The organism is Burkholderia lata (genome assembly GCF_902499025.1).
GTDB classification, from domain to species: domain Bacteria; phylum Pseudomonadota; class Gammaproteobacteria; order Burkholderiales; family Burkholderiaceae; genus Burkholderia; species Burkholderia lata_C.
In genome coordinates, this window is the sequence record NZ_CABVPW010000003.1 from 190,156 (window position 1) to 216,050 (window position 25,895).

Sequence of the window (25,895 nt, forward strand, 5' to 3'; positions counted from 1 at the left end):
GCATCGCGAAAGAACGCAATTATAGCGTGCCCGAAGGGGCTGTCAACACAATTTCACTCAAGGCGATAAAAATATTGCCCCTTGCGCGATGGCTTCTCACGCGCCGACCAAGTCCGCGCGTTTCGCGGCGAAATTCCAGCGCTGCGCCTGGCTCGTGTCGACGCGCGCGGGGAGCAGCCCGGCTGCCAGGAACGTGTCGGCGATTTTCTGCTGTTCGCCGAAGTTTTGCGCGACCACCGCGCGGACCAGATAACTGCGTCGCGCATTCGCACGCGTGATCGTCGCCGCGTCGAGCCCCCAGATCGGCGCGAGTGTATTCGCGGCCTCCTGCGGATGGTCGCGCAGCCATGTGCCCGCCTGCGACAACTGGTCGAACAGGATCTGGACGACGTCGGGCCGCGCGGCGGCGAAACTGCTCGATGCGAGGTAGTAGCGCTGGTACGACGCGAGTCCGTTGCCGTCGGCCAGAATCCGCACGTCGGGATTCCGGTCGACCGACGCGACATAGGGATCCCACGTGATCCACGCGTCCACGCTGCCGCGCTCGAACGCGGCGCGACCGTCCGCGGGCGTCAGGTAGTGGATCGCCGCATCGGCCGGCCCGAGCTTTGCCCGTGCGAGCGCGGCAAGCAGCAGGTAATGGCTGCCGGCCGCCTTCGTGACCGCAATGCGCTTGCCCTTGAGGTCGGCGAGCGTGCGCAGTGCACTGTCCTGTTTGACGACGATCGCCTGTGCCTTCGGCGAAGGCGCCTCCTGGGCGACGTACAGGAAACGCGCATGCGCAGCTTGCGCGAAGACCGGGACCGTATCGGCCACGTCTGCGCTGAAATCGACGGCGCCGACGTTGAGTGCTTCGGTCAGCGGCAATCCGCTCGCGAATTCATGCCACGACACGCGCAGTCCGAGCGGCGCCAGCGCCTGCTCGAGCGCGCCGCGCGTTTTGAGTAGCGTGATGAGTGTCGACGACTTCTGGTAGCCGATACGCAACACATCAGGTGCGTTCTCGGCGTGCGTTCGGACGCCGGCCGCAGTGAGGCCTGCGGCCAGCATCACGCGCGCGAATGCGCGGCGGTTCATCAGCGTCATGGATCGTGCTCCTTCTGTCTGGTTCGTTGCGGTGAAGCGAGCCGGCTAACGTACCAACAGGGCGGGCGGACGATAACCGATAAATTCTGCTATCGATCCGGCTGGCGGGCATAAGAGGGAAGGCTGGCTGGGGCTGCGGCGCGCACATGCACGGGCAGGCTATCGATCGAGATCGTCCGCTTGCATTTAATTGCATAGTCAAATATAGTCCATGCAGAAAACTCAGAGTCAGCGATTGGCGTTGACGCGGGCAACTCCCGTGCGTCGCGGCGATCGCTTTTTTTCCGTCATTTATCTGACTTGTCAGATAGTTTTGTTCGGCGCCGCGGCGGCTGTTTGCGTGGTGGCCGATCAGAAGGACATCCGATGAAACCGTCCGAAAGTCCGGGTGTGCCGGCACCCCTGACCGGCGCCAGCTTCGCGCTGGGTACGCTCGCGGTGGCGCTCGCCACGTTCATGAACGTTCTCGATTCGTCGATCGCCAACGTCGCGATTCCCACCATTTCCGGCAACCTGGGGGTGTCCACCGACGAGGGCACGTGGGTCATCACGCTGTTCTCGGCGGCCAACGCGGTGTCGATCCCGCTGACCGGCTGGCTGACGCAGCGGGTCGGGCAGGTGAAGCTGTTCGTCTGGGCCATCCTGCTGTTCGTGCTGTCGTCGGCCGCGTGCGGGCTTGCGCCCAACCTCACGACGCTCCTCGCCGCACGGATCCTTCAGGGCGCCGTGGCCGGGCCGCTCGTGCCGTTGTCGCAGGCGTTGCTGCTGGCGTCGTTCCCGAAGGAGAAGAGTTCGAGCGCGCTGGCGCTGTGGGGAATGACGGCGACCGTCGGGCCGATTGCGGGCCCCGCGCTCGGCGGCTGGATCACGGACAACTACAGCTGGTCGTGGATCTTCTATATCAACGTGCCGGTCGGGTTGTTCGCCGCGGCCGTGATCTGGGCGCTCTATCGCAACCGCGAGACGCCAACCAGCAAGCTGCCGATCGACAAGGTCGGGCTGATCGCGCTGGTCGTGTGGGTGGCCGCGCTGCAGGTCATGCTCGACAAGGGCAAGGATCTTGACTGGTTCAATTCGTCGACGATCTGGATCCTGACCATCGTGGCGGTGGTCGGCTTCGTGTTCTTCCTGATCTGGGAGTTGACCGAGGCGCGCCCGATCGTCGATATCCGGCTGTTTGCACAACGAAATTTCCTTGGCGGGACGGTGGCCATTTCGATTGCGTTCGCGGTGTTTTTCGCGAATCTCGTGATCCTGCCGCAATGGATCCAGGGTTCGCTCGGTTACCCGGTCATCAATGCCGGCCTCGTGACCGCGCCGCTCGGCATCTTCGCGGTGCTCCTCGCGCCGGTGGTCGGCAAGGTGATGCCGAAACTGGACATGCGTGTGCTCGTAACCTTCGCGTTTCTCGGATTCGCCGGCGTGTTCTTCATGCGCTCGCGCTATACGACGAGCGTCGATACTTGGACGCTCGTGGTGCCCACGTTGCTGCAGGGCATCCCGACGGCGTTCTTCATGACGCCGCTCACGTCGATCATCCTGTCGGGGCTGCCGCCCGAGCGCATCCCGGCGGCCGCGGGCTTGTCCAATTTCGCGCGCGTGTTCATGGGTGCGGTCGGCACGTCGCTCGCGAGCACTGCGTGGAACGACCGCACGATCCTGCATCACGCGCAACTGGCCGAGCAGGGCAGCGTGAACAACCCGATCTTCGCGAGCGCGCTCTCAAGCGTGCAGAGTGCGCTGGATGCCGGTACGCCAAAGGCGCTGACGTTCCTCGAGGCGACGCTGAATGCGCAGGCGACGATGCTGGGACTGAACGACGTTTTCTGGCTGTCGGCGGTGATCTTCGTGCTGATCATCCCGCTGGTCTGGGTGACGAAGCCGGGCAGGGGTGTGGCCGCCGGGGCCGCGGCCGCGGGCGGACATTGAGCCGGTGCGGGCGCGAGATTCCGCGCGCCTTGAAAAATCGTGATGTCGCAATTATTGTGTCGGTCAACAATATGCGACTCAGCGAGCACGATGGAACACTACACGCCGAAGAATTTCCTGGTCACGAACAGCGTGGGCTTTGTGCTCGTGAAGGCGCGCAACCTGATCACATCCGAGATGGATGCGGCGTTGAAGGATCTCGATATCACGGCGCAGCAGATGGGCGTGCTGCTGTCGCTGCGGAGTGGCAGCGCGGCAACGCCATTCGAGTTGTCGAAGCTGCTTGGCGTCGACACCGGGCTGATGACGCGCGTGCTCGACAAACTGGAGGGCAAGGGGCTCGTCGAGCGTTCGCGCAGCGTGAGCGACCGGCGGGTGGTGAACCTCGCACTGACCGAGGCGGGGCACGCGGTTGCCGCGCAGATTCCGGAGATCGCGCCGAAGGTGCTCAATGCCCGCTTGCGGAAATTTTCGAAGGCCGAGTTCGATGAACTGAGCCGGTTGCTGCGCAAGTTCATCGGCGAGTAGGCCGGGCGCCGGTTGTTGGCGCCGGAAATGAAAAAGGCCGGCTAGAAGCCGACCTTTTTAAATACAGATGGTGCCCAGGAGAGGACTCGGTCACACATGCGCGACCCCGGCTGCGCTTGCAAGCGCAGCCTTTCGAGTCCTCACGCAAAGCGCGCAGGCGCTTTGCTTCCTGGGCTTGAAATGAAAAAAGGCCGGCTAGAAGCCGACCTTTTTAAAAAACAGATGGTGCCCAGGAGAGGACTCGAACCTCCACGATGTTGCCACCGCTAGGACCTGAACCTAGTGCGTCTACCAATTCCGCCACCTGGGCACGTTTTGCAGTAGCTGCTTGCTGCAAAGAAACGAAATTATAGCGCCCCAATTAATCGTGTCAACACTTTTTTGCGATGCATCGCAAACCGGGCTCCGCCGCGCCTGCCGGCGGCATTCCCGTCATTTGGTGACACAAGGCGGGTGATAGAATGACCCGCCGCCGTCAATATAGAACTGTCTGAAGGACACCTCTATGTTGATGCCGTGCACCATCAATCAACGCAACGAGAACAACCATCGACAAACCCTTGAGCAAATATCCGTACCCCATTCCGAGCCGTGAAGAAATTCTCGGCGTGCTGCGTACGAGCGACGCGCCGCTGGCCGCCAACGACATCGCCGAAGCACTGTCGATCAAGCGTCAGGAGCGCGAGGGGTTCTTCCGGCGTGTCGCCGCGATGGAACGCGACGGCCAGATCCGCCTCGACAAGCGCGGCCACTACCAGTTGACTCATCCGTCGAACTTCGTCGCCGGTCGCGTGCAGGGGCATCGCGACGGCTACGGGTTCGTGATTCGCGACGACGGCCAGGACGACCTGTTCCTGCCGAACGGCGAAATGCAGAAGGTGATGCACAACGATCGCGTGCTCGCGCGGATCGTCGGTTACGATCGCCGCGGCCGCCCGGAAGGGCATGTCGTCGAAGTCACCGAGCGCGCGAACAAGCGCGTGATCGGCCGCCTGCTCAACGAGAACGGCGCGCTGATCGTCGCGCCGGAAGACAAGCGCATCGGCCACGACATCCTGATTACGCAGAATGTTAAGAAAGCGAAGGTCGGGCAGGTCGTCGTCGTCGAGCTGACCGATTTCCCGAGCCGTCATTCGCAGCCGCTCGGCCGTGTCGTCGAGGTGCTCGGCGACATCGACGATCCGGGCATGGAAATCGAAATCGCGGTGCGCAAGTACGGCGTGCCGCATGAATTCAGCCAGCCGGCGCTCGACGAAGCGGCCGCGCTGCCCGACAAGGTGCGGCCGGCCGACCTGCGTTTCCGCGTCGACCTGCGCGACGTGCCGCTCGTGACGATCGACGGCGAGGACGCACGCGACTTCGACGATGCCGTCTACTGCGAGCCGGTCAAGGTCGGTCGCGGCGACGGCTACCGGCTGATCGTCGCGATCGCCGATGTGTCGCACTACGTACAGCCGGGCAGCGGGCTCGATGCCGACGCGCTCGAGCGCAGCACGTCGGTCTACTTCCCGCGCCGCGTGATTCCGATGCTGCCGGAGAAGCTGTCGAACGGCCTCTGCTCGCTGAATCCGCAGGTCGACCGCTGCGTGCTCGCGTGCGACATGGTGATCACCGCGCGCGGCGAGATCAAGGCGTACCAGTTCTATCCGGCCGTGATCCATTCGGCCGCGCGCCTGACGTACACCGAAGTCGCGGCGGTGCTGTCGAACACGAAGGGGCCGGAGGCTGCGCGCCGCGCGGACCTGCTGCCGCACCTGCAGGATCTGTATGGCGTCTACAAGTCGCTGTTCGCCGCGCGGCAAAAGCGTGGCGCGATCGACTTCGACACGACCGAGACGTACATCGTCTGCAATTCGCAGGGCAAGATCGAGCAGATCGTGCCGCGCCAGCGTAACGATGCGCACAAGCTGATCGAGGAATGCATGCTGGCCGCGAACGTCTGCGCGGCCGATTTCCTGAAGCGCAACAAGCATCCGGGCCTGTACCGCGTGCACGCGGGGCCGACGCCGGAGAAGCTCGAGAACCTGCGCGCGTTCCTGCGCGGCATGGGCTTGTCGCTCGGCGGCGGCGACAAGCCGCATGCGAGCGACTACGCGGCGCTGATGGCGCAGATTCGCGATCGGCCCGATGCGCAGATGCTGCAGCCGATGCTGCTGCGCTCGATGCAGCAGGCCGTCTACAGCCCGGACAACATCGGTCACTTCGGCCTCGCCTACGAGGCGTACGCGCACTTCACGAGCCCGATTCGCCGTTATCCGGACCTGCTCACGCACCGCGCGATCTACGCGATCCTGTCGGGCAAGAAATACGTGCCGAAGGCGCCGGACGGTTTCGAGCTGAACACCGCGCTGTCGCCGCGCGCGCGCGCGATGCAGCAGGCCGACGACGAAACGCGCGGCCGCTCGCGCCCGAACACGGCGATCTGGGAAGAGCTCGGCCTGCACTGCTCGGCGAACGAGCGCCGCGCGGATGAAGCGTCGCGCGACGTCGAGGCCTGGCTCAAGTGCTACTTCATGCGCGACAAGCTCGGCGAGGAGTACGGCGGGATGGTGAACGGCGTCACGTCGTTCGGCATCTTCGTGCAGCTCGACACGCTCTTCATCGAAGGGCTCGTGCACGTCACGGAACTCGGCTCGGACTACTTCCAGTACGACGAGATCAAGAACGAGCTGCGCGGCGAGCGCACGGGTATCCGTTATCGCCTGTCGGATCGCGTGCGCGTGCAGGTGAGCCGCGTCGATCTCGATGCGCGCAAGATCGACTTCCGCCTCGTGCGCGATACGCCGGTGAAGGCGCCGCGTCCGTCGCCCGCGCCGGCTGCCGCAGGTGGCGGTGTCGACCGCGGCAATGGCCCGCGCGTACGGGCGCTGCCGCAGGCGGAGGAGCCCGCGCCGCGCCGCAAGAAGGCCGCGAGCGCGCCGAGCGCCACGGTGAACGAAGCGCGCGCCGCGCGTGCCGCCGCGAAGAAGAAGGGCGGCAGCGGTGGCGGTGCGGCGGCGAAGCCGACCGCGAAGAAGACACGCGCTCGCAAGAAGTATTGAGCGTTCGGGGCGGGCGCCCAGCGCCCGCCCTGCAGTATCGAGAGACGCCGCGTTACCGGTCATCGGCCGGCAACGCGGCGCTTTCCTTTTCCATGGATCGCGGCTGCGCGTGTCGCGCGGCCGCACGTTTGATCGAAGGTTGTTCCAGTCATGTCACGTCTGAAGGTTCTTTACGGTTTTCATGCGGTGACCGCACGTTTGCGGCACGATGCATCGACGGTTGCGGAGGTGCTGTACGACCAGACGCGCCGCGACCGCCGCATGCAGGACTTCCTGCACACCGCGAAGGAAGCGGGCGTGCGGCTGATCGCGGCCGACGAAACGCGCCTGTGGGGCCTCGCCCATACCGAGCGCCACCAGGGCGTCGTCGCGCGCGTCGAGGACATCCCGCTCGCGCAGAACCTGTCCGAGCTGCTCGACGGCATCCAGGGCCCGGCGCTGCTGCTGGTGCTCGACGGCGTCACCGATCCGCACAACCTCGGCGCGTGCCTGCGTGTCGCCGATTCGGCCGGCGCGCATGCGGTGATCGCACCGCGCGACCGTGCGGTCGGCCTGAATGCCACCGCGGCCAAGGTGGCGAGCGGCGCGGCCGATACGGTGCCCTACATCACGGTGACGAACCTCGCCCGCGCGCTGCGCGAGCTGAAGGACGCCGGCGTATGGATCATCGGCACGTCGGACGAAGCGTCGGCCACGCTCTACGAAACGAAGCTCGACGGCCCCGTCGCGCTCGTGATGGGCGCGGAAGGCGAAGGCATGCGCCGGCTCACGCGCGACACCTGCGACGAAGTGATGAGCATTCCGATGGCCGGCAGCGTCGAAAGCCTGAACGTGTCGGTCGCAAGCGGCGTGTGCCTGTACGAAGCCGTGCGCCAGCGGCGCGTGAAGGGCTGACGCAGCCCGTCCCGCGCGACCTGCGCGGGCCTCGATGACCCGAACGACGCGTGCCGCATTCCGATGCGGCGCGCGGCTCTCCGGAGCTCGCGACCGATGACCCTGTTACGCGTTGGTGCATCTTGCGCCGTGCTGTGCCTGCTGGCTGCCTGCACGTCGCCGTCGCTCGTCGAACGCGGTACCTACTTCGCCGACACGAGCCTGCGCGCGCGCGGGGCCGATTCGCGGATCCGCTTTCTCGTGATGCATTACACCGAGAGCGACGAGACGCAATCGCTGCGCACGCTGACGGGCGATTCGGTCAGCGTGCATTACGTCATCCCGCCGCAGCCGCGCATCGAGCGCGGAATGCCCGTCGTCTACCAGCTCGTTCCGGAATCGGAGCGCGCATGGCACGCGGGCGTCAGCGAGTGGCAGGGCACGACCGAGCTGAACGCGGTGTCGATCGGCATCGAGAACGTGAACCGTGGCCCGCTCGATCCGCAGAACCGCACCTGGCAGCCGTATCCGCCCGAACAGGTCGCGGCACTCACCCGGCTGTCACAGGACATCGTCGCGCGCTACGGGATTCCGCCGACGCGCGTGGTTGGGCACAGCGACATCGCGCCGCAACGCAAGATCGATCCGGGGCCGCTGTTCCCGTGGCATGCGCTGGCCGAGGCCGGCGTCGGTGCGTGGCCGGACGATGCGACCGTGGCCGCGCGGCTCGGCGGTCGTGATCCGCATGCGCCGGTCGACGTGCGCGAACTGCAGCTCAAGCTCGCGCGCTACGGCTACGACGTGGCCACCGATGGCGTGCTCGACGCGCGCACGCGGCGTGTGTTCGCGGCGTTCCAGATGCATTTCAGGCCGTCCGACTATGCGGGCAATCCGGACGCCGAAACCGACGCGATCGCGCAGGCGCTGCTCGACAAGTACTTCCGCGGCACGCAACCGGCGGACAACGCGCCCGCGGCGGGCGCGCCCTGAACCCGCGGCGCACCTGCGCGCCGAAAAACGCGGGTCGTCATCCGAGTCCGGTAAACTGGCGGTTTTCCGCAATCCCGCAGCATTCCCACTCCATGACTCAAGACGAACTCAAACGCCTCGTCGGCCAGGCCGCCGCTGATTACGTGATCCAGAACGTGCCGGAAGGCGCCGTGATCGGCGTCGGCACCGGCTCGACCGCCAACTGCTTCATCGACGCGCTCGCCGTCGTCAAGGCGCGCTATCGCGGCGCCGTATCGAGCTCCGTCGCGACGACCGAGCGCCTGAAATCGCACGGCATCAAGGTGTTCGACCTGAACGAGGTCGACTCGCTGCAGGTGTACGTCGACGGCGCCGACGAGATCGACGCGAGCGGCGCGATGATCAAGGGCGGCGGCGGCGCGCTGACGCGCGAGAAGATCGTCGCGTCGGTGGCCGACACGTTCGTCTGCATCGCGGACGCCAGCAAGCGCGTGCCGGTGCTCGGCGCCTTCCCGCTGCCGATCGAAGTCGTGCCGATGGCGCGCACGGCGATCGGCCGGCGCGTGACCGCGCTCGGCGGTGTGCCGGTGCTGCGCGTGACGAAGGACGGTGCGCCGTATATCACCGACAACGGCAACGAGATCATCGACGTGAAGGGGCTGCAGATCGCCGATCCGCGTGGTTTCGAAGCGCAGGTGAACGCATGGCCGGGCGTCGTGACGGTCGGCCTGTTCGCGGAGCGCGGCGCGAATCTGTGCTTGCTCGGCACGGAAAACGGCGTTGAAACGATCGTTTATTCGGCTAATTGAAAGATATGGCAAGCAGTCCGTAACGGTGTGTCACATACCGTAATGGACTGAATGTTTAAATCTTGTGGAAATCGGGGCCCGGTAGGCGCAATGCGCTTCCCGGGCCTTATTTTTAGCCGTATAAATCACCCCGTCAAAAAGAGGGATAACCCTGTCAGGTGTTTACCAGATAGCGAAATATCCTCGAACTCATCAACTTATAGATCATAAGAACAGTCGTAACCAGGGCCGGCGGAACTGCGGAGCAGGTGTTCGCAAATCGACGCACGGGGAGGTGTCATGGAGCAGGGCAAAGACCGGTCACTGGTCGCCAAAGTGATGGATGGGCTTGTCTCGGGTATTGTCGAAGACAAGTATGGCGGCATCTTGCCGCCGCAGGACGTGCTGTCGAAAGAGTTCGACGTGAGTCGCACCGTGATGCGGGAAGCGTTGTCGATGTTGCTTGCGCGCGACATGCTGGACGTGCGTCCGAAAGTCGGTACGCGCGTGCGGCCGATGCGCGACTGGCGCATGATCGACGAAGACGTGGTGAGCTGGCGATTCCGGGCAAAACCCGATCCGCAGTTCATGCGCGACGTCATCGAATTCCGGATGCTGATCGAACCGCGCGCGACCGCGCAGGCGGCGGTGCGTGCGACGGCTGCCGACATCGCGGGCATCCGCGAAGCGTTCGATGCGTTCAAGGTGCTGCAGCCGGGAGACCCCGGCTACGACACGGCGGACGAGTTGCTGCACACGCGGATCGTCCAGGCGAGCGGCAATCAGTTCTTCCAGCAGATGGCGGCGATCGTGCGCGGTGCGGTGCGCCTCGTGAATCCGCGTGTCGTGCAGAAGGAAGGCGCGCACGAGATCGTGGTGAAGGCGCATGCGCGTGTGGTCGACGCGATCGAGCGTCGCGATCCGCGCGAAGCCGAAGCCGCTTCGCTCGCGCTGATCGATTTCAGCGCCGACGAGATCTCGCGCGATTTCTCCGTCGACGTGCCCATGCGCGCCTGACGCTGCGCGTGTCGCTCATCCGTGTGCCGCCGGGCCGTTTATCATGACGACCGGCCGGCAGCGTGCCGGCCACCGTCATACGACCGACACGGAAGATCAGGATGAACGACAACGACCATCGCACGGTGCGCTTCGGCATCGTCGGCGCAGGCAGCATTGCGCGCCGCTTCGCGCAAAGCCTCGCGCACGTGCCGGGTGCCACACTCGCGGCTGCCTGGGCCCGCCGCGCCGATGCCGCGGCAGCCTTTTGCGGAGCGTACGGCGGTACGCCTGCCGCAAGCCTCGAAGCGCTCCTCGCGAGCGATATCGACGCGGTCTACATCGCGACGCTCCATGACAGTCACGCGCAGTACACGCTGGCCGCGCTTGCAGCCGGCAAGGCCGTGCTGTGCGAAAAGCCCGCGACGCTGAACGCGGCGCAGCTCGACACCGTGCTGCGTGTGGCACGCGACACCGGGCAGCTTTTCATGGAGGCGATGAAGCCGCCGTTCTTTCCGCTGTACCGTCAGTTGCGCGCGCACCTGCATGACGATCCGATCGGCGAGATCCGGCTCGTGCGGGCAGGGTGCGCGTCGTCGTCGGTACCGGGCGACCATGCCGTTTATCACCTCGACCGTGCGGGCGGCGCGCTGCTCGATATCGGGATTTACGAGGCGTTTCTCGCGGTCGACTGGCTCGGCGCGGCGCGCGACGTGCAGACGCTCGGCCGCGTCGGCGAGACGGGTGTCGACCTGTTTGCGAGCCTGAACAGCGTGCACGCGAACGGCGGGATCGCGCAGCTCTTTTGCGGGCTCGACGTGATGGGGCGCGGCGATGCGCTGATCGCCGCGGCCGGCGGCTACGTGACGATTCACGAGAAGTGGTGGAACCCCGCGCGTGCGACGATCCGCTACGCGGACGGGCGCACCGTCGAACTCGACGCACCGGCCGACGGCGGCGGGCTGAACTACGAGACCGCGCATTTCTGCGACCTGGTGCGCGCGGGCAAGACCGAGAGCCCGATCATGACGCACGACCATTCGCGGCAGATGATCGCGATGACCGATGCCGCACGCGCGGCGCTCGGCGTGCGCTATCCGGGCGAGTAAGCGGGAAGGCGGGAGCCGGGCACGCGGATGCGGCCCGGCGGACGGCGTGCGCTCAGTGCCGCGACGGCAGCGACAGGCGCTTCTCGTACCAGCGCTGCACCCATTCGAGGATCTGGCACAGGATCCAGTACACGGCCGCGGCGGCGAGATAGAGCGGCAGCGGCTGATAGGTCGCCGCGATCACCTCCTGCGCGCTGCGCAGCAGTTCGGTCACGGTGATCACGGACACGAGCGACGTGTCCTTGATCAGGCTGATCAGGCTGTTCGACAGGCTCGGCACCGCGATGCGCAGCGCCTGCGGACCGATCACGTAGCGCAGCGTCTGCCCCCACGACAGCCCGAGGCTGTACGCGGCGAGCCATTGGCCGCGCGCGATCCCGTTGATCGCGCCTCGCATGCTTTCCGACATGTAAGCGGCGACGTTCGCGGACAGCGCGATGACGCCGGCGGGCGTCGGGTCGAGCGAGATGCCGAGGCTCGGCAGCCCGTAGTAGATGACGAAGATCTGCACGAGCAGCGGCGTGCCGCGCATCAGGCTCACGTACGCGCGGGCCAGCCACGCGAGCGCGTTGACCCAGATGCGTTCGAAGCCGTCGAGCGCTTCGCTTTGGCGGATGCCGATCATCGCGAGCACGACGGCGCCAAGCAGGCCGAAGACCATCGACAGCACGGCGAACTTGACGGTCAGCACGGCGCCCTGGGCGAGCACCGGCAGCGATTGGACGAGCAGGGACGTTGTCGACATGGAATACGAATCGAATGCGTGCGCGAAAGCGCAATCATAAACCGGACGAATAAAACAAAGGGCGGCATCGTTACGGATGCCGCCCTTTCCGGCCCGCCGTCAGGCGGGAAATGCAGGCGTGCTTACTTGATCGGCTTCGTCACGTCGATGCCGAACCACTTGTCCGAGATCTTCGTGAAGGTGCCGTCGGCTTCGAGTTGCGCCATCGCATCGTCGATCGCCTTCTGGAACTTCGGGTTGCCCTTCTTGAACGGGATGCCCGACGGGTTCGCCGAGCCGACGTTCGCGCCCGGGCGCAGCGGCAGCTGCGAATTCTTCGTCAGGTACGCGAGCATCAGGCGGTCGTTGAGCGCCGCGTCGAGACGGCCGGCCGCGAGATCGCGCAGGTACTCGGGCGCGCCCGGGTACGTCTTCACGTCGATGCCGGGTACCGACTTCGCCATGTCCATGTAGTTCGTGCCGAGCGCGACGCCGAGCTTCTTGCCTTTCAGGTCTTCCAGCGACTTGAACTGGCGCGTGTCGTCGTTGCGCTGGATCAGTTGCGCGGACGAATACGTGTACGCCGGCGAGAAGTCGAGCGTTTCCTTGCGCTTGTCGGTGATGCCGACCTGGTTGGCGATCACGTCGAACTTGCCGGCCTGCAGGCCCGCGATGATGCCGCTCCATTCGGTCGTCACGAATTCGGCCTTCACGCCGAGCTTCGCGGCCACGGCCTTCGCGATGTCGACGTCGAAGCCGACGAGTTCGCCTTGCGGGTTCTTCGAGTTGAACGGCGGGAACGTGCCTTCGAGGCCGACCCGCAGCGTGCCGCGTTGTTTCACCTGGTCGAGGAGGTCGGCCGCATGCGCGGTGGCGGCAGCGAACGACGTGCCGATCAGGCCGGCAACCAGCAGCTTCTTCAGCAGCGCAATCTTCATCGTGTGTTTCCTTGCCCTGTCCGGGTCATTGATTCTGATAACGAGGCCGATGATAGCAAAAACGCAATCGACCTCTAAATATCGTTTGTTTATGCCTATATTACGCGGTGCGTTCGCGTGCGATGGCCTTCACGCATTCCGAGACGAGCGCGGGGCCGCGGTAGATGAAGCCCGTATAGAGCTGCACGAGCGCCGCGCCGGCCGCGAGCTTCGCCCGGGCGTCCTCGCCCGAGAAAATGCCGCCGACGCCGATGATCGGCACTTCGCTGCCGACTTCGGCGTGCAGCTTGCGGATCACTTCGTTCGACGCGTCGAACACGGGACGCCCCGACAGGCCGCCGGCTTCGTCCGCATGCGGCAGGCCCTGGACGGCCGCGCGCGACAGCGTCGTGTTGGTGGCGATGACCGCCTCGATCTTGTGGCGCAGCAACGTGTCGCCGATTTCCTTGACCTGCTCGTCGTCGAGATCGGGCGCGATTTTCAGTGCGAGCGGCACGAGCTTGCCGTGCAGGTCGGCGAGGCGCTGCTGCTTGTCCTTCAGCGCCGCGAGCAACGCGTCGAGCTCGCCCGCGCCCTGCAGCTGGCGCAGGTTCTTCGTGTTCGGCGACGAGATATTGATCGTCACGTAGCTTGCGAACGGGTACACACGTTCGAGGCAGTACAGGTAGTCCTCGGCGGCGCGCTCGATCGGCGTATCGGCATTCTTGCCGATGTTCAGGCCGAGGATGCCGCGATAGCGGGCGGCCTGGACGTTCTTCACGAACTGGTCGACGCCGTGGTTGTTGAAGCCCATCCGGTTGATCAGTGCTTCGGCCTGCGGCAGGCGGAACATCCGCGGGCGCGGGTTGCCGGGCTGCGGGCGCGGCGTGACCGTACCGACTTCGATGAAGCCGAAGCCGAGCGCCGCGAGGCCGTCGATGGCCGCGCCGTCCTTGTCGAGGCCGGCGGCGAGGCCGACCGGGTTGCGGAACGTGAGCCCCATCACGGTGCGCGGTGCGTCGGGCACGCGGGCCGACAGCGCGCAGGCAAGGCCCGTGCGGCCGGCGGCGCCGAGCGCGCGCAGCGTGAGGTGGTGAGCGTCTTCCGCATCCATCTTGAACAGGGATGCGCGGGCCAGCGGATAGAGGGAACTGAACACGGGAATAGGGCGGACAGCCGGAATGAATGACAACCCGCTATTTTACCGGGAGTTGCGCGGCAGGGGCGCGCTTCGCTTCGTCACCTCCCGCGGCACGCGTCAGCCCGAGCCGGAATGGCCGCCCGGCAACGGCGCGCGCGCCAGCGCCGCGTCGACGGGCGGCAGGTCGATCCGTTCCGGATCGAGCATCTTCCAGCGGCCGTCGATCAGCCCTTCGAGCGGGTGGAAGTTCGCCTTGTAGGCCATCTTCGGGCTCTCGCGGATCCAGTAGCCAAGGTACACGTAGGGCAGGCCGAGGCTCTTTGCCTGCTCGATCTGCCACAGGATGTTGTAGGTGCCGTAGCTGGTGTGCGTGTCGTCAGGCTCGAAGAACGTATAGACCGACGACAGGCCGTCGCCGAGGATGTCGATCATGCTGACCATGCGCAGCTTGCCGGGCTCGCCGCCCGGTGCGTCGAGGTCGCGGAATTCGACGAGGCGCGAGTTGATCCGGCTCTGCAGCAGGAATTGCTCGTACTGGTCGCGACTGTCGCGATCCATGCCGCCGCCTGCGTGGCGCGCGGACTGGTAGCGCATGTAGAGCGCGTAGTGCTCTTCGTCGTAGTGCAGCGGCGAAACCGTCGCGACGAGCGTGCGGTGGCGCTTCCACATCCGGCGCTGCGTGCGCGACGGCGCGAATGCGTCGACGGGCACGCGCACCGGCACGCACGCGCGGCAGCCGTCGCAGTACGGGCGATACGTGAAGACGCCCGAGCGCCGGAAGCCGGCCTTGACGAGCTCGGTGTAGATGTCGGAGTTGATCAGGTGGCTCGGCGTCGCGACTTGCGAGCGCGCAACGCGGCCGTCCAGATAGCTGCACGGGTAGGGCGCCGTTGCATAGAATTGCAGCGCCGAAAGCGGTGAAAGCGGCAGCTCAGTCGGGTGAGTCATGGGCAGCTCTCGTTGCAGGGAGGGAGTGCCGCGCTAGCGCTCGATCCCGGAGGGGGCCGCCGTTTCGGCGCGGCCCGTCAGCGCGGCGAGCACGCGCTTGTCGAACTGCCACGGAATCGGCGGTTCGGCTACCGCGCTGCGCACGTGAGCGACAAAGGCCTTGCGTGCGATCTCGCGGCCGCCGAGCGACGCTAGATGCGACGTATTCTGCTGGCAGTCTATCATCTCCAGCCCCTGCTCGCGAAGGTGCGCGACGAGCGTGGCCAGCGCGATTTTCGATGCGTCGGTCGCGTCCGCATACATCGACTCGCCGAAAAACATCCGCCCGAACGACACGCCGTACAGGCCGCCGACACGGCGCCCTTCGTGCCACGTCTCGATGCTGTGCGCGTTGCCGGAGCGGTAGAGCGACGTGTACGCGTCGATGATCTCGGCCGTGATCCAGGTGCCGCGCTGCCCGCGGCGCGGCGCTTGCGCGCACGCGCGCATCACGCCCGGAAAGTCGTGGTCGACGCGCACTTCCCATTCCGGCTCGCGCAGCACGCGCTTCAGTGTCTTGCGCAGCGAAGGCGACACCTTGAATTCGGCCGGCACGAGGATCATGCGCGGGTCGGGGCTCCACCACAGCACGGGCTGGCCGTCGGAATACCACGGGAAGATGCCGCGCAGGTACGCGTCGATGAGGCGCGACGGCAGCAGGTCGGCACTCGCGGCGAGCAGCCCCGGCGCGCCGGTCGCGGGACCGAGCGCGCGTTCGATGGGCGGAAAGGGATCGTCCGGGCCGAGCCAGGGGACCATGGGGCGGGGGCTCAGCCGTTGCGCAGCGAGCGGAAGATATCGCCGGTGTGCACGCCGTAGTCGCCTGCGGCGCGATCGGCGAAGAAGAATCGCAGGGTCTGGCTGACAGTCGGGAACGCGATCTCGTCCCACGGGATGTCGGCTTCGTCGAACAGCTTCACTTCGAGGCTTTCCTCGCCGGCTTCGAAACCCGGATCGGTGAGCCGCGCAAGGTAGAACAGGTGGACCTGGTGCACGTGCGGCACGTTGAGCAGCGTGAACAGGTTCTGCACCTCGACGCGCGCGCCGGCTTCCTCGAGCGTTTCGCGTGCGGCGGCTTCGGCCGTCGTCTCGCCCATTTCCATGAAGCCTGCCGGCAGCGTCCAGAACCCGTAGCGCGGTTCGATCGCGCGGCGGCACAGCAGGATCTGATCGCCCCAGACCGGGACCGTGCCGACGACGTTGCGCGGATTCTGGTAATGGATCGTGCCGCAGTGATCGCAGACGAAGCGCTCGCGGTTGTCGCCCGGAGGAATGCGCGCGATGACTTCGTGACCGCAGACGGAGCAGAATTTCATGTCGAGTGGAAGGGACGAGGTGATGCGAGTGTATCACCGGGGCACGGCATTCTTGAACGCCTCCACATGCGGGCGGCATGTCGTGCGAAGCGGAGGGAGCGTGTGCGCGAAGCGGGCGTGGCGCCCGGACGCGGAAAAACAAAAAGCCCGGCGCAGGGCCGGGCTTTTTGCGTAATTCTGGACGGTTGGTTGCGGGGGTAGGATTTGAACCTACGACCTTCGGGTTATGAGCCCGACGAGCTGCCAGACTGCTCCACCCCGCGTCCGTCGAAGAAATGAATTATAAGGAGTAACCCGAGTGCGTGCAAGCGTTTTCTGACAAATTCTTGTCGCCGCTTGTGGGGCCGGTACCGCGGGTGCGTGCGCTAGAATCGAGCGGTTTGTTTCGTTTCTTCGGCAGCGGGGCCGTGCGCGATCGCATCGGCGTCATTGCGACTCTCATTACTGTATCGACGGATTCATGGACATCGCTCACGATCTGCAATCGATCGGCGCGCAGGAACAGGCGCTCGTGTTTCCCCATTTCGACCCGGCGCGCGCATGGGCGCTCGGCAACCGGATGCATGCCCTCGCGGCGTCACGCGGCCATGCGATCGCGATCGACATCGCCACGTTCGGCCAGCCGCTGTTCTACGCGGCGCTCGCTGGCGCCACGCCCGACAATGCCGACTGGGTGCGCCGCAAGCGCAACGTCGTCGCGCATTTTCGCCGTAGCTCGTACGCCATCGGCCTGCGCATGCAGCAGGCCGGCGCCACGCTTGCGGACAAGCACGGGCTGCCGATCGCCGAATATTCGCCGCACGGCGGCTCGTTCCCGCTGACCGTCGCCGGTGCCGGCGTGATCGGCTCGATCACCGCGTCGGGGCTGCCGCAGCGCGCGGACCACGAATTCGTCGTCGAGGCGCTGTGTGCCGAGCTCGGCCACGACTACGCGGTGCTGGCCCTCGCAAGGAGCTGAGCAATGCAACTGCCCGGTTACGCATGGCTCGCAATCGCGATCGTCGCGGAAGTGATCGGCACGTCCGCACTGCGCGCAGCGGACGGCTTCACGCGCCTCTGGCCGTCGGCACTCGTCATCGCCGGCTACGGCATCGCGTTCTACTGCCTGTCGCTCACGTTGCGCACGATGCCGGTCGGCATCATCTATGCAGTCTGGTCGGGCGCCGGCATCGTGCTGATCACGCTCGTCGCGATGCTGCTCTATCGCCAGGTGCCCGATCTGCCGGCCGTGATCGGCCTCGGCCTGATCATCGCCGGCGTCGTGGTGCTGAACCTGTTTTCGAAGATGCAGGCGCACTGAGCGTGCGACTGCCATTTGCCGGATGACCCTCATGACCGATTCCACTTCCGCAGCCGTTTCCGCCGAATCCACCCAGCCCGACGTGCGCGCGCATGTCGCGAACCGCATCGGCTATCTCGAACTGAACCGGCCGAAGGCGCTGAACGCGCTGTCGGTCGGCATGATCCTGCTGATGCAGCAGGCGCTCGACGCGTGGCGCAACGATCCCGAGGTCGTCGCGGTCGTCGTGCACAGCCCGCATCCGCGCGCGTTCTGCGCGGGTGGCGACGTGCGCTTCTTCCACGCTGCGTGGCAGCGCGGCGATCGCGATGCGGTCGACACGTTCTTCATCGAGGAATACACGCTGAACCACACGATCTTCACGTATCCGAAGCCTTACATCGCGCTGATGCACGGTGTCGTGATGGGCGGCGGGATGGGGATTTCGCAGGCCGCGCGGCATACGGGCGGCCTGCGGGTCGTGACCGACTCGACGAAGATGGCGATGCCGGAAACGCGTATCGGCCTGTTCCCGGACGTCGGGATGAGCTGGTTCCTCGCGCGCGCGCCCGGCACGATCGGTCGCTATCTCGCCGTGACCGGCGCGACGCTCGACGCGGCCGGCGCGCTGTACGCGCAACTCGCCGACGTCTATCTGCCCGATGCGGCACTGCCGGCGCTGCTCGACACGTTGCGCAGCGCGCGTATCGACAGCGGCGAGCAGGCCGTTGCGTGCGTGGCCGAGGCGGCCGCCGCGCACAAGGTCGTGCCGACGCCCGATACGTCGGCGCTGGCCGACGCGCGCGCCGGAATCGACCGGCATTTCGCGCAGCCGGACATCGGCGTGATCCTCGCGTCGCTCGACGCCGAGCAGGATTGCGCGGCCGTCGACGGATGGATCGGGAAGGCGACCCACGCGATGCGCGAGCAGTTGTCGCCGCTGTCGATGGCCGTGTCGCTGGAAGTCGTCGAACGCGCACGCGGTGCAACGATGGCCGACTGCCTGCGGCGCGATCTCGATCTCACGCGCTCGACGTTCGCGCGCGGCGACGTGATCGAAGGCGTGCGTGCGCTGATCGTCGACAAGGACCATCAGCCGCTCTGGCGCTTCAAGTCGGCCGCCGACCTCGATCGTGCAGACGTGCTCGCGATGTTCGACAGCCCGTGGACGCCGGACACGCATCCGCTGCGGAAACTGCAGGACTGACGTCGGTCAGACTGATCGAAGCGCGAGCCGGAAACGAAAAGGCCGCCTGCACATGCAGGCGGCCTTTTTCATGGATGTCGGCCGGTTTGCGGTCGACGGGCGGAGCGCTTGCGCCGACGTTACTCGTCGCCTGCGTCGTCCGACATGAACGCGCGCATGAACACGAGCGCGCCGAAGCCCCATACCGCGTTCGCCGCGAAGCCGGCCGCGAGCACCGGCATCATGTTGCCCGACGGCCAGATGCCGCGCAGCGGATCGATCGCGAACACGCGGGCGGCCGTCAGCACGATGCCGCCGAATACCAGTGCGCCGATCCACGATGCCTCGCGTTCCGGCGACACGCGCAGCAGCCATGCCATCGGGACCGCGCAGCACGCGCTGATCAGCGCATTCGCGACAAATTCAGGAATGCCGAGCGGCGCGAACGGTTGCGTGGAGAAGCCGGTTGCAGCGATCAGGTCGGCCGTATGAAGGAGTGCGAGCGTGGCTTCGCGGAAGAACAGGGCGGCCAGGAAGCCGGACAGGAATGGCAGGATGACTTTCTGCATCGATGAGTGCACCGCAGGCGCGCACGGCCGGGGCCGTCCGCGCGGAGTTATTCGGATAGGTGCGTCATTATAGGGCCCGCCCGCTGCGATATTCGCTCCAGCGTCGTGCTAATCACGAAAGCGGAAAACCTAAGCTCAAAAAAATCGTTCCAAAGCCCTGCACCGATCCCTAGACTGATTTCCCAGAAACAGCCGTGCAATCGCGTCCTCGCCCGCTGCACGGCCTGACCGGCGAGCCATCCCGATTCGAACGCACACCATGCATGCGCCGCTCATCCGCGACGCGAGCAGGGCGATGTTTTTTTCAAATTCCGGCAAGGACAGTCAAGCAGGAGCAGCAGATGAATGTGTTCTGGTTTATCCCCACGCACGGCGACAGCCGCTATCTCGGCACAGCCGAAGGTGCACGCGCCGCGGATTACGATTACTTCAAGCAGGTCGCGGTGGCGGCCGACACGCTCGGCTACGAGGGCGTGCTGCTGCCGACCGGCCGTTCCTGCGAGGATGCGTGGGTCGTTGCGTCGAGCCTCATCCCGGCGACGCAGCGCCTGAAGTTCCTGGTTGCGATCCGTCCCGGCATCGCGTCGCCGGGGCTGTCGGCGCGGATGGCCGCGACGTTCGACCGCCTGTCGGGTGGCCGCCTGCTGATCAACGTCGTGACGGGCGGCGATGCCGCCGAGCTCGAAGGGGACGGCCTGTTCGCGGATCACGACACGCGCTATGAAATCACCGACGATTTCCTGAACATCTGGCGCGGGCTGCTGTCCGCGTCGCACGACAACGGCGGGTTCGACTACATCGGCAAGCATCTGCAGTCGAAGGGTGGCAAGGCGCTGTATCCGCCCGTGCAGCGTCCGCATCCGCCGCTGTGGTTCGGCGGCTCGTCGCCGGCCGCGCATCAGATCGCGGCCGATCACATCGACACCTACCTGACCTGGGGCGAGCCGCCCGAAGCTGTCGCGAAGAAGATCGCCGACATTCGCGCCCGCGCCGAGGCGCGCGGCCGCAAGATCAAGTTCGGCATTCGTCTGCACGTGATCGTGCGCGAGACCGAGGACGAAGCATGGCGCGACGCAGAGCGCCTGATCAGCCGCCTCGACGACGAAACCATCGCGCGTGCGCAAAAGGCGTTCGCGAACATGGATTCGGAAGGCCAGCGCCGGATGGCCGCGCTGCACGGCGGCAAGCGCGGGGGCCGCGAGGCGCTCGAGGTGTATCCGAACCTGTGGGCGGGCGTCGGCCTCGTGCGCGGCGGTGCGGGTACCGCGCTCGTCGGCAACCCGGAGCAGGTCGCGGAGCGCATGCGCGAATACGCGGATCTCGGCATCGAGACCTTCATCCTGTCCGGCTATCCGCACCTGGAAGAGTCGTACCGGTTCGCGGAACTCGTGTTCCCGCTGATCAAGGGCAACGGCGCGGCGAAGGCCCCCGGCCCGCTGTCGGGCCCGTTCGGCGAGATCGTCGGCAACAGCTATCTGCCGAAAGCTGCGCAGAGCTGAGTGACAGGAGGCGTGCGATGACAACGAAAACGTCGACGACGGGCGCGGCCGTGGCCGCCAGCGCATGGCGCGCCGTCGCGCCGTGGCTCGTGCCGCTCGCGCTGCTGGCGGCATGGGAAGTCGGTGCGCGTATCGGCTGGCTGTCGACCCGCGTGCTGCCCGAGCCCGTGGCAGTCGTGCGAGCGGCCTGGTCGCTCGTGACGTCGGGTGAAATGTGGGCGAACGTGAAGGTCAGCACCTGGCGCGCGCTGTTCGGCTTCGCGATCGGCGGCGGCGTCGGCCTCGCGCTGGGGCTTGCGACCGGCTTGTCGAAGGCAGCGGAGGTCGCGCTCGATTCGACGATCCAGATGATCCGCAACATCCCGGCGCTCGCGATGATTCCGCTCGTGATCCTGTGGTTCGGCATCGACGAGAAGGCGAAGCTGTTCCTCGTTGCGCTCGGCGTGTTCTTTCCGGTCTACATCAACACGTATCACGGGATCCGCTCGGTCGACGCGAACCTGATCGAGATGGCGAAGAGCTACGGCGTGCGCGGCTTCGCGCTGTACCGCGACGTGATCCTGCCTGGTGCGTTGCCGTCGATTCTCGTGGGCGTGCGCTTTGCGCTCGGGCTGATGTGGGTGATGCTGATCGTCGCGGAAACGATCTCCGCGCAATCGGGCATCGGCTACATGACGATGAATGCACGTGAATTCCTGCAAACCGACGTGGTGGTGGTCGGCATCCTGCTGTACGCGGTGCTCGGCAAGCTGGCCGACGTGCTGGCGAAATGGCTCGAGCGTGTGACGCTGCGCTGGCACCCGGCTTATCAATCAGGAGCAAAGGCATGAATGCGACGACTTCGGCGGCCGCCTACGGCCCGCTCGCCGGCGCAGACCTCGAGGCCGAACTGGCGCAGGCGCGCGTCGCGGACGGCGACGCGCGGGATGCGGCGATCCTCGAACGTGACGGCAGCGCATCCGTCGTTCCGCTTGCGCGGCGGCGGGCGGCAAGCCCGGCACCCGACGATGCGGTGACGCTGTCGGGCGTCAGCAAGCGCTTCGGCGCACGCACCGTGCTCGACAACGTCGAGCTCGGCATCGCACGCGGCAGCTTCGTCGCGATCGTCGGTCGCAGCGGCTGCGGGAAATCGACGCTGCTGCGTCTCGTCGCGGGGCTTGAGCAGCCGAGCAGCGGCGCGCTCGTGACGCGCGGCGAAGGCGGCGGCGTGCTCGATACGCGGATCATGTACCAGGATGCGCGCCTGCTGCCGTGGAAGACCGTGCTGCAGAACGTGATGCTGGGCCTCGGTCGCGGCGCGCGCGACCAGGCACGCGCGGTGCTCGATGAAGTGGGCTTGCTGGAACGTGCGAACGACTGGCCCGCGCAACTGTCGGGCGGCCAGCGGCAGCGTGTCGCACTGGCCCGCGCGCTCGTGCACCGGCCGCAACTGCTGTTGCTCGACGAGCCGCTCGGCGCGCTCGACGCGCTGACCCGCATCGAGATGCATGCGCTGATCGAGCGGTTGTGGCGTGAGCATCGGTTCACGGCGCTGCTCGTCACGCACGACGTGCAGGAGGCCGTCGCGCTCGGCGATCGCATCCTGCTCATCGAACAGGGGCGAGTGGCGCTGGATCAGCCGGTGCCGCTCGACCGGCCGCGCGCCCGTGCATCGGCCGCGTTTGCGGCGCTGGAGGACCGCGTGCTGAAACGCGTGCTCGCCGGCGGGCCTGGTGCGGCCGGGCAGGACGCGACGCATGAATCAGACAACGTTCGACCGGTCGGGCAGATCCGCTGGGCCGTTTAAATCCGGGCGGCAGCGGCCGCCCGTTCTGAGATCTTTTTCTTCGGAGCGATCAACCTGATGAGCATCACCGCAATCAACGTACGTAACCAGTTCAAGGGCAAGGTCAAGGAGATCATTCGCGGATCCGTGGTCTCCGAGGTCGACGTCGAGACGCCGTTCGGCATCGTCACGTCGGTGATCACGACCCGTTCGGTCGACGAACTCGAACTGAAGGTCGGCGCGGAAGTCGTCGCGCTCGTGAAATCGACCGAGGTATCGATCGCGCGCCTCTGAGCCCGCGTGTCCTGCACCGGTGCGGCGCCGCGGGCAACCTGCCCGTTGGCGCCGCCCGGCATTTGCGCAACGCGTTTGCCTTGGTATTCGACGTCCGGACGAAGTGCTAGGATGGAGCGACACCGATGCCGGAGGCCAACGCATGACCCCCATCCTTTCTCCTGAAGCCATCGAGGCGCTGAAATGGATCGACCAGTTCGGTGAAAGCCGGCCGGTTCCCGCTGCGTTCGACGACGTCGTCTACGCGTTGCTGAACGAGGGGCTGATCTATCAGGCGGCGGCCGACCGGGTCGACCTGACGGCCGATGGCAAATCCTTTTTATCCGACGAATACGATTGAGCGCACGGCGCAGGCCGCCCGGGCGGCCTGGCGCTGCGTCGCCACGGAGCGTGCGATGGAACCGAGAGGCAGCGACCTCGGCGATTTCAGCGAGCCGTACCGCGGCTTCGAGATCGAGGTGAAGACCGAGCAGGTCTGGGACGGCGAGCATGCGCATTACCGCGTGCTGCAGGGCGACGCCGTGCGGATCGACTGGCGGCTCGTCAAGGTTGACGGGTTGCTGCTGACCGAACGACGCGTGATCGAGCGCGTGCTCGACGAGGCGCGGCGGGCGGTCGATACGGAGCTCGGCGAGGGGTAGCCTGCGTGCCGGGCAGGTACGGCCCGTGTTGCGGTAAAATACCGGGTTGTTTCCGCGCCGTCTGGCCTGTAGCCCGAAATCCATGTCCGTACCGTCTTCGCTTCCTCCCCGCCGCGTGTCCGTCGCGCCCATGCTCGACTGGACCGATCGGCATTGCCGGTCGTTCCACCGTACGCTGACGCGCGATACCTGGCTGTATACGGAGATGATCACGACAGGCGCGCTGCTGTTCGGCGATGCCCAGCGGCATCTCGCGTTCACGCCGAACGAATCGCCGGTGGCACTGCAACTGGGCGGCAGCGAGCGCGACGATCTCGCGCGCGCGGCGAAGCTCGGTGAGCAGTGGGGCTACGACGAAATCAACCTGAATTGCGGATGCCCGTCCGAACGTGTGCAGCGCGGCGCGTTCGGCGCGTGCCTGATGAACGAGCCGCAACTGGTGGCCGACTGCGTGAAGGCGATGAGCGATGCGGTGTCGGTGCCGGTCACGGTCAAGCACCGGATCGGTGTCGATGCGGTCGAGGATTACGCATTCGTGCGCGACTTCGTCGGCACGGTGGCCGAGGCTGGCTGCAAGACGTTCGTCGTGCATGCGCGCAATGCGATCCTGAAGGGGCTGTCGCCGAAGGAGAATCGCGAGATCCCGCCGCTCAAGTACGACTATGCGTATCAGTTGAAGCGCGATTTTCCGTCGCTCGAGATCGTCATCAACGGCGGCATCACGACGCTCGACGAGGTTGCGCAGCATCTCGAGCATGTCGATGGCGTGATGCTCGGACGCGAGGCGTATCACAACCCGTACGTGCTCGCGGAGGTTGATGCGCGCTTCTACGGATCGACCGCAGCGGTGCCGACGCGCGAAGAGGCCGAGGCGAAGCTGATCGAATACTGCGCGGCCGAACTGAAGCGCGGGACCTACCTCGGTGCGATCGTGCGGCACGCGCTTGGGCTGTATCGCGGCATGCCCGGCGCACGCGGCTGGCGTCGTGTGCTGTCCGACAACAAGAAGCTCGCGCGTGCCGATCTGGCCGTGTTCGACGAGGCGCGCGCGTATCTGAACGAAGCCGAAGAAGTTTTTGAAAAAAAAGCTTTGCAAGATTCAAAAGTGTTCGTATAATCTTGTTCTTCGCTGCTGAAACACAAAAGCAGCGAAGAACAAAAAGCAGTAACAGTGGTGGCTGTAGCTCAGTTGGTAGAGTCCAGGATTGTGATTCCTGTCGTCGTGGGTTCGAGTCCCATCAGCCACCCCAAAGAATTCCAAGCGGTACAAGTAGTTAAAAACGGCACTGTCCCAAAAGACAGTGCCGTTTTTGTTTTGGAATTCGAAAATCGGGAATTACATATCTCGTCGCTTTCCGACCTTCGTTCGACCCTTGGCTGTCCGCGCAACCGACCCACAACGCGACACGCCGTTCTCTGCTCCGTGACGAAGGACTTGGCCGAAGCGGGAAACGCCACGGCCAACTGAAACGAAACGACGCCGAACTTGGCAACGAACAACGCTGCCATACGCTCGACCCGTGTTTAACGGTCGCCCAGGTTGCTCGCGATCCCCGCCTGAACCGTTCGGGTATTTCTAAAAACCACCCACGACCACAACGCGCCGCCAGCCACCTTGGCAACGAACTGCAACGCAGCGATCGTCGGGAACACTGCCCCGAACGCAATAAGCGGGAAAATGATGGAGTCGACAGCCGCACCCGCGACGTTCGCGCCGTTTGCACGCGCCAGAATCGGAAAGCGGCGTGCGAGTTGAAACACGACTGCGCTCGCCACCGCGGCTGAACCGAACGCCACCAGGGACGCGAGGGCGATTTCCTTGGCGGCGGGATTGAGCGCGTAACTGACGACGCCGGCAGCCGCGATCAACGCAAACATCCGTGACCAAAGCGCGCGGCCGCGCCAGTCCAGGTGGAGCCGGTCGCGAATCGCAAGATCGAGCCCGATCAGAAGGAACGCGATGATCGGTGTCGCAGCCGGTCCGAAATGAGCGACCATCAGATTCGCGACAGCGACTGCTGCGATATAGATCAAGACGTACATGATTCTCCTGCGGTAAAGAGTGCGCGCTGCGTCGATTCGGAGCCGAAGTTTGCCATACATGGCCGATTGAACGGAGGGGCGCTTCGCTGCGCGCAAGCCGGGTCGAACTGCGAACGATTGGCGGAACCCCAGTGTTGGGCGCCACAGGATATCGTCGCCGTGTCGCCGGTTTTCATCAATGCATGTCCGACGCGAGATTGTATGGCCGTACCCAG

The 25,895-nt window shown here is 65.7% G+C and carries 27 protein-coding genes and 3 tRNA genes; 19 read left to right on the forward strand and 11 right to left on the reverse strand.

Annotated features, from left to right (window positions below; genetic code table 11):
* Positions 1-96 precede the first annotated feature (96 nt).
* A complete protein-coding gene (locus BDI24065_RS04070; RefSeq protein ID WP_175030110.1) occupies positions 97-1,086 on the reverse strand; it encodes an aliphatic sulfonate ABC transporter substrate-binding protein in 990 nt (329 codons plus the stop codon).
* Between the two features lie 366 nt (positions 1,087-1,452).
* Between BDI24065_RS04070 and BDI24065_RS04075 the strand changes: the two genes are divergently transcribed.
* Complete coding sequence (locus tag BDI24065_RS04075; protein ID WP_175030111.1) at positions 1,453-3,015, forward strand: DHA2 family efflux MFS transporter permease subunit; 1,563 nt, start codon at positions 1,453-1,455, stop codon at positions 3,013-3,015.
* Positions 3,016-3,105: 90 nt separating this feature from the next.
* Positions 3,106-3,543: a MarR family winged helix-turn-helix transcriptional regulator gene (locus BDI24065_RS04080; protein ID WP_175030112.1), complete on the forward strand. Its 438-nt coding sequence runs from the start codon at positions 3,106-3,108 to the stop codon at positions 3,541-3,543.
* A 223-nt stretch (positions 3,544-3,766) separates the two neighbouring features.
* On the opposite strand, the gene BDI24065_RS04085 is transcribed toward BDI24065_RS04080, so the two are convergent.
* Positions 3,767-3,853, reverse strand: a tRNA-Leu gene (locus tag BDI24065_RS04085).
* Positions 3,854-4,103: 250 nt separating this feature from the next.
* Here BDI24065_RS04085 and rnr point away from each other — a divergent pair.
* The 6 genes from rnr (at position 4,104) to BDI24065_RS04115 (ending at position 11,319) form a co-directional block, all read left to right on the forward strand.
* The gene (gene rnr / locus BDI24065_RS04090; protein ID WP_175030113.1) at positions 4,104-6,584 is read left to right on the forward strand and encodes a ribonuclease R; all 2,481 of its coding nucleotides are present in this window, start codon (positions 4,104-4,106) and stop codon (positions 6,582-6,584) included.
* Positions 6,585-6,734: 150 nt separating this feature from the next.
* Positions 6,735-7,478, forward strand: a complete 744-nt coding sequence (gene rlmB / locus BDI24065_RS04095) for a 23S rRNA (guanosine(2251)-2'-O)-methyltransferase RlmB (RefSeq protein ID WP_039358863.1) — start codon at positions 6,735-6,737, stop codon at positions 7,476-7,478.
* 96 nt (positions 7,479-7,574) lie between these two features.
* The gene (locus BDI24065_RS04100; RefSeq protein WP_175030114.1) at positions 7,575-8,447 is read left to right on the forward strand and encodes an N-acetylmuramoyl-L-alanine amidase; all 873 of its coding nucleotides are present in this window, start codon (positions 7,575-7,577) and stop codon (positions 8,445-8,447) included.
* Positions 8,448-8,539: 92 nt separating this feature from the next.
* Complete coding sequence (rpiA, locus tag BDI24065_RS04105) at positions 8,540-9,235, forward strand: ribose-5-phosphate isomerase RpiA (RefSeq protein WP_011351848.1); 696 nt, start codon at positions 8,540-8,542, stop codon at positions 9,233-9,235.
* 279 nt (positions 9,236-9,514) lie between these two features.
* Entirely contained in the window at positions 9,515-10,231 is a 717-nt protein-coding gene (locus BDI24065_RS04110) for a FadR/GntR family transcriptional regulator (RefSeq protein ID WP_011351849.1), read from the forward strand.
* Positions 10,232-10,332: 101 nt separating this feature from the next.
* On the forward strand, positions 10,333-11,319 hold the full coding sequence (locus BDI24065_RS04115) for a Gfo/Idh/MocA family protein (RefSeq protein ID WP_175030115.1): 987 nt from the start codon (positions 10,333-10,335) through the stop codon (positions 11,317-11,319).
* Between the two features lie 52 nt (positions 11,320-11,371).
* Here BDI24065_RS04115 and BDI24065_RS04120 read toward each other — a convergent pair whose 3' ends face one another.
* From BDI24065_RS04120 to BDI24065_RS04150, 7 genes are all read right to left on the reverse strand, one after another.
* On the reverse strand, positions 11,372-12,064 hold the full coding sequence (locus tag BDI24065_RS04120) for an amino acid ABC transporter permease (RefSeq protein ID WP_175030116.1): 693 nt from the start codon (positions 12,062-12,064) through the stop codon (positions 11,372-11,374).
* Between the two features lie 122 nt (positions 12,065-12,186).
* A complete protein-coding gene (locus BDI24065_RS04125) occupies positions 12,187-12,981 on the reverse strand; it encodes a cystine ABC transporter substrate-binding protein (protein WP_011351851.1) in 795 nt (264 codons plus the stop codon).
* Between the two features lie 100 nt (positions 12,982-13,081).
* Positions 13,082-14,119, reverse strand: coding sequence for a quinone-dependent dihydroorotate dehydrogenase (locus BDI24065_RS04130; RefSeq protein WP_085038932.1), 1,038 nt, complete (start codon positions 14,117-14,119; stop codon positions 13,082-13,084).
* A gap of 99 nt (positions 14,120-14,218) precedes the next feature.
* Positions 14,219-15,049 (reverse strand): arginyltransferase, encoded by an 831-nt coding sequence (locus BDI24065_RS04135; protein ID WP_175030117.1) that lies wholly within the window; start codon positions 15,047-15,049, stop codon positions 14,219-14,221.
* Positions 15,050-15,082: 33 nt separating this feature from the next.
* Positions 15,083-15,847 carry a leucyl/phenylalanyl-tRNA--protein transferase gene (gene aat / locus BDI24065_RS04140; protein ID WP_175030118.1) on the reverse strand — a complete coding sequence of 255 codons (765 nt, stop codon included), beginning with the start codon at positions 15,845-15,847 and terminating at the stop codon, positions 15,083-15,085.
* 11 nt (positions 15,848-15,858) lie between these two features.
* Entirely contained in the window at positions 15,859-16,404 is a 546-nt protein-coding gene (locus BDI24065_RS04145) for an NUDIX hydrolase (protein ID WP_021161562.1), read from the reverse strand.
* Between the two features lie 186 nt (positions 16,405-16,590).
* Positions 16,591-16,667, reverse strand: a tRNA-Met gene (locus BDI24065_RS04150).
* Positions 16,668-16,864: 197 nt separating this feature from the next.
* On the opposite strand from BDI24065_RS04150, the gene BDI24065_RS04155 reads away from it, so the two are divergent.
* Genes BDI24065_RS04155 through BDI24065_RS04165 form a run of 3 tightly spaced genes read left to right on the forward strand, consistent with a single transcriptional unit; the run spans position 16,865 to position 18,890 of the window.
* The gene (locus BDI24065_RS04155) at positions 16,865-17,362 is read left to right on the forward strand and encodes a heme-degrading domain-containing protein (protein WP_175030119.1); all 498 of its coding nucleotides are present in this window, start codon (positions 16,865-16,867) and stop codon (positions 17,360-17,362) included.
* A gap of 9 nt (positions 17,363-17,371) precedes the next feature.
* Positions 17,372-17,704: a DMT family transporter gene (locus BDI24065_RS04160; protein ID WP_438819997.1), complete on the forward strand. Its 333-nt coding sequence runs from the start codon at positions 17,372-17,374 to the stop codon at positions 17,702-17,704.
* Positions 17,705-17,735: 31 nt separating this feature from the next.
* Positions 17,736-18,890 carry an enoyl-CoA hydratase/isomerase family protein gene (locus BDI24065_RS04165; protein WP_175030121.1) on the forward strand — a complete coding sequence of 385 codons (1,155 nt, stop codon included), beginning with the start codon at positions 17,736-17,738 and terminating at the stop codon, positions 18,888-18,890.
* 119 nt (positions 18,891-19,009) lie between these two features.
* Here BDI24065_RS04165 and BDI24065_RS04170 read toward each other — a convergent pair whose 3' ends face one another.
* Entirely contained in the window at positions 19,010-19,438 is a 429-nt protein-coding gene (locus tag BDI24065_RS04170) for a hypothetical protein (RefSeq protein WP_043182670.1), read from the reverse strand.
* 341 nt (positions 19,439-19,779) lie between these two features.
* Here BDI24065_RS04170 and ssuD point away from each other — a divergent pair, with 341 nt between their 5' ends.
* From ssuD to BDI24065_RS04210, 8 genes are all read left to right on the forward strand, one after another.
* Positions 19,780-20,937: an FMNH2-dependent alkanesulfonate monooxygenase gene (gene ssuD / locus BDI24065_RS04175; RefSeq protein WP_175030122.1), complete on the forward strand. Its 1,158-nt coding sequence runs from the start codon at positions 19,780-19,782 to the stop codon at positions 20,935-20,937.
* 17 nt (positions 20,938-20,954) lie between these two features.
* Positions 20,955-21,767, forward strand: a complete 813-nt coding sequence (ssuC, locus tag BDI24065_RS04180; protein WP_175030123.1) for an aliphatic sulfonate ABC transporter permease SsuC — start codon at positions 20,955-20,957, stop codon at positions 21,765-21,767.
* Complete coding sequence (locus BDI24065_RS04185; RefSeq protein ID WP_175030124.1) at positions 21,764-22,723, forward strand: ATP-binding cassette domain-containing protein; 960 nt, start codon at positions 21,764-21,766, stop codon at positions 22,721-22,723. Before ssuC ends, BDI24065_RS04185 begins: the two co-directional genes overlap by 4 nt.
* A 57-nt stretch (positions 22,724-22,780) precedes the next feature.
* Complete coding sequence (locus BDI24065_RS04190) at positions 22,781-22,996, forward strand: TOBE domain-containing protein (RefSeq protein ID WP_006476104.1); 216 nt, start codon at positions 22,781-22,783, stop codon at positions 22,994-22,996.
* A 142-nt stretch (positions 22,997-23,138) separates the two neighbouring features.
* Entirely contained in the window at positions 23,139-23,336 is a 198-nt protein-coding gene (locus BDI24065_RS04195) for a hypothetical protein (RefSeq protein ID WP_027787628.1), read from the forward strand.
* Between the two features lie 55 nt (positions 23,337-23,391).
* Positions 23,392-23,637, forward strand: coding sequence for a hypothetical protein (locus tag BDI24065_RS04200; RefSeq protein WP_175030125.1), 246 nt, complete (start codon positions 23,392-23,394; stop codon positions 23,635-23,637).
* A gap of 130 nt (positions 23,638-23,767) precedes the next feature.
* A complete protein-coding gene (gene dusA, locus BDI24065_RS04205; protein WP_254609680.1) occupies positions 23,768-24,754 on the forward strand; it encodes a tRNA dihydrouridine(20/20a) synthase DusA in 987 nt (328 codons plus the stop codon).
* A 57-nt stretch (positions 24,755-24,811) separates the two neighbouring features.
* Positions 24,812-24,887 (forward strand) — tRNA-His (locus BDI24065_RS04210).
* A 274-nt stretch (positions 24,888-25,161) separates the two neighbouring features.
* Here BDI24065_RS04210 and BDI24065_RS04215 read toward each other — a convergent pair.
* Positions 25,162-25,680, reverse strand: coding sequence for a VUT family protein (locus tag BDI24065_RS04215; RefSeq protein ID WP_175030127.1), 519 nt, complete (start codon positions 25,678-25,680; stop codon positions 25,162-25,164).
* Between the last annotated feature and the right edge of the window lie 215 nt (positions 25,681-25,895).

Bases quoted from the DNA above. Each gene is read 5' to 3' on its own strand.
- BDI24065_RS04080 (WP_175030112.1), top strand. From the start codon at position 3,106: ATGGAACACTACACGCCGAAGAATTTCCTGGTCACGAACAGCGTGGGC.
- BDI24065_RS04155 (WP_175030119.1), top strand. From the start codon at position 16,865: ATGGACATCGCTCACGATCTGCAATCGATCGGCGCGCAGGAACAGGCG.
- BDI24065_RS04195 (WP_027787628.1), top strand. From the start codon at position 23,139: ATGACCCCCATCCTTTCTCCTGAAGCCATCGAGGCGCTGAAATGGATC.
- BDI24065_RS04215 (WP_175030127.1), bottom strand. From the start codon at position 25,680: ATGTACGTCTTGATCTATATCGCAGCAGTCGCTGTCGCGAATCTGATG.
- rpiA (WP_011351848.1), top strand. From the start codon at position 8,540: ATGACTCAAGACGAACTCAAACGCCTCGTCGGCCAGGCCGCCGCTGAT.
- BDI24065_RS04070 (WP_175030110.1), bottom strand. From the start codon at position 1,086: ATGACGCTGATGAACCGCCGCGCATTCGCGCGCGTGATGCTGGCCGCA.
- ssuD (WP_175030122.1), top strand. From the start codon at position 19,780: ATGAATGTGTTCTGGTTTATCCCCACGCACGGCGACAGCCGCTATCTC.
- BDI24065_RS04190 (WP_006476104.1), top strand. From the start codon at position 22,781: ATGAGCATCACCGCAATCAACGTACGTAACCAGTTCAAGGGCAAGGTC.
- BDI24065_RS04110 (WP_011351849.1), top strand. From the start codon at position 9,515: ATGGAGCAGGGCAAAGACCGGTCACTGGTCGCCAAAGTGATGGATGGG.
- BDI24065_RS04100 (WP_175030114.1), top strand. From the start codon at position 7,575: ATGACCCTGTTACGCGTTGGTGCATCTTGCGCCGTGCTGTGCCTGCTG.
- rlmB (WP_039358863.1), top strand. From the start codon at position 6,735: ATGTCACGTCTGAAGGTTCTTTACGGTTTTCATGCGGTGACCGCACGT.
- BDI24065_RS04185 (WP_175030124.1), top strand. From the start codon at position 21,764: ATGAATGCGACGACTTCGGCGGCCGCCTACGGCCCGCTCGCCGGCGCA.
- BDI24065_RS04125 (WP_011351851.1), bottom strand. From the start codon at position 12,981: ATGAAGATTGCGCTGCTGAAGAAGCTGCTGGTTGCCGGCCTGATCGGC.
- BDI24065_RS04075 (WP_175030111.1), top strand. From the start codon at position 1,453: ATGAAACCGTCCGAAAGTCCGGGTGTGCCGGCACCCCTGACCGGCGCC.
- BDI24065_RS04115 (WP_175030115.1), top strand. From the start codon at position 10,333: ATGAACGACAACGACCATCGCACGGTGCGCTTCGGCATCGTCGGCGCA.
- BDI24065_RS04200 (WP_175030125.1), top strand. From the start codon at position 23,392: ATGGAACCGAGAGGCAGCGACCTCGGCGATTTCAGCGAGCCGTACCGC.
- BDI24065_RS04145 (WP_021161562.1), bottom strand. From the start codon at position 16,404: ATGAAATTCTGCTCCGTCTGCGGTCACGAAGTCATCGCGCGCATTCCT.
- aat (WP_175030118.1), bottom strand. From the start codon at position 15,847: ATGGTCCCCTGGCTCGGCCCGGACGATCCCTTTCCGCCCATCGAACGC.
- BDI24065_RS04165 (WP_175030121.1), top strand. From the start codon at position 17,736: ATGACCGATTCCACTTCCGCAGCCGTTTCCGCCGAATCCACCCAGCCC.
- BDI24065_RS04120 (WP_175030116.1), bottom strand. From the start codon at position 12,064: ATGTCGACAACGTCCCTGCTCGTCCAATCGCTGCCGGTGCTCGCCCAG.
- ssuC (WP_175030123.1), top strand. From the start codon at position 20,955: ATGACAACGAAAACGTCGACGACGGGCGCGGCCGTGGCCGCCAGCGCA.
- dusA (WP_254609680.1), top strand. From the start codon at position 23,768: ATGCTCGACTGGACCGATCGGCATTGCCGGTCGTTCCACCGTACGCTG.
- BDI24065_RS04170 (WP_043182670.1), bottom strand. From the start codon at position 19,438: ATGCAGAAAGTCATCCTGCCATTCCTGTCCGGCTTCCTGGCCGCCCTG.
- BDI24065_RS04135 (WP_175030117.1), bottom strand. From the start codon at position 15,049: ATGACTCACCCGACTGAGCTGCCGCTTTCACCGCTTTCGGCGCTGCAA.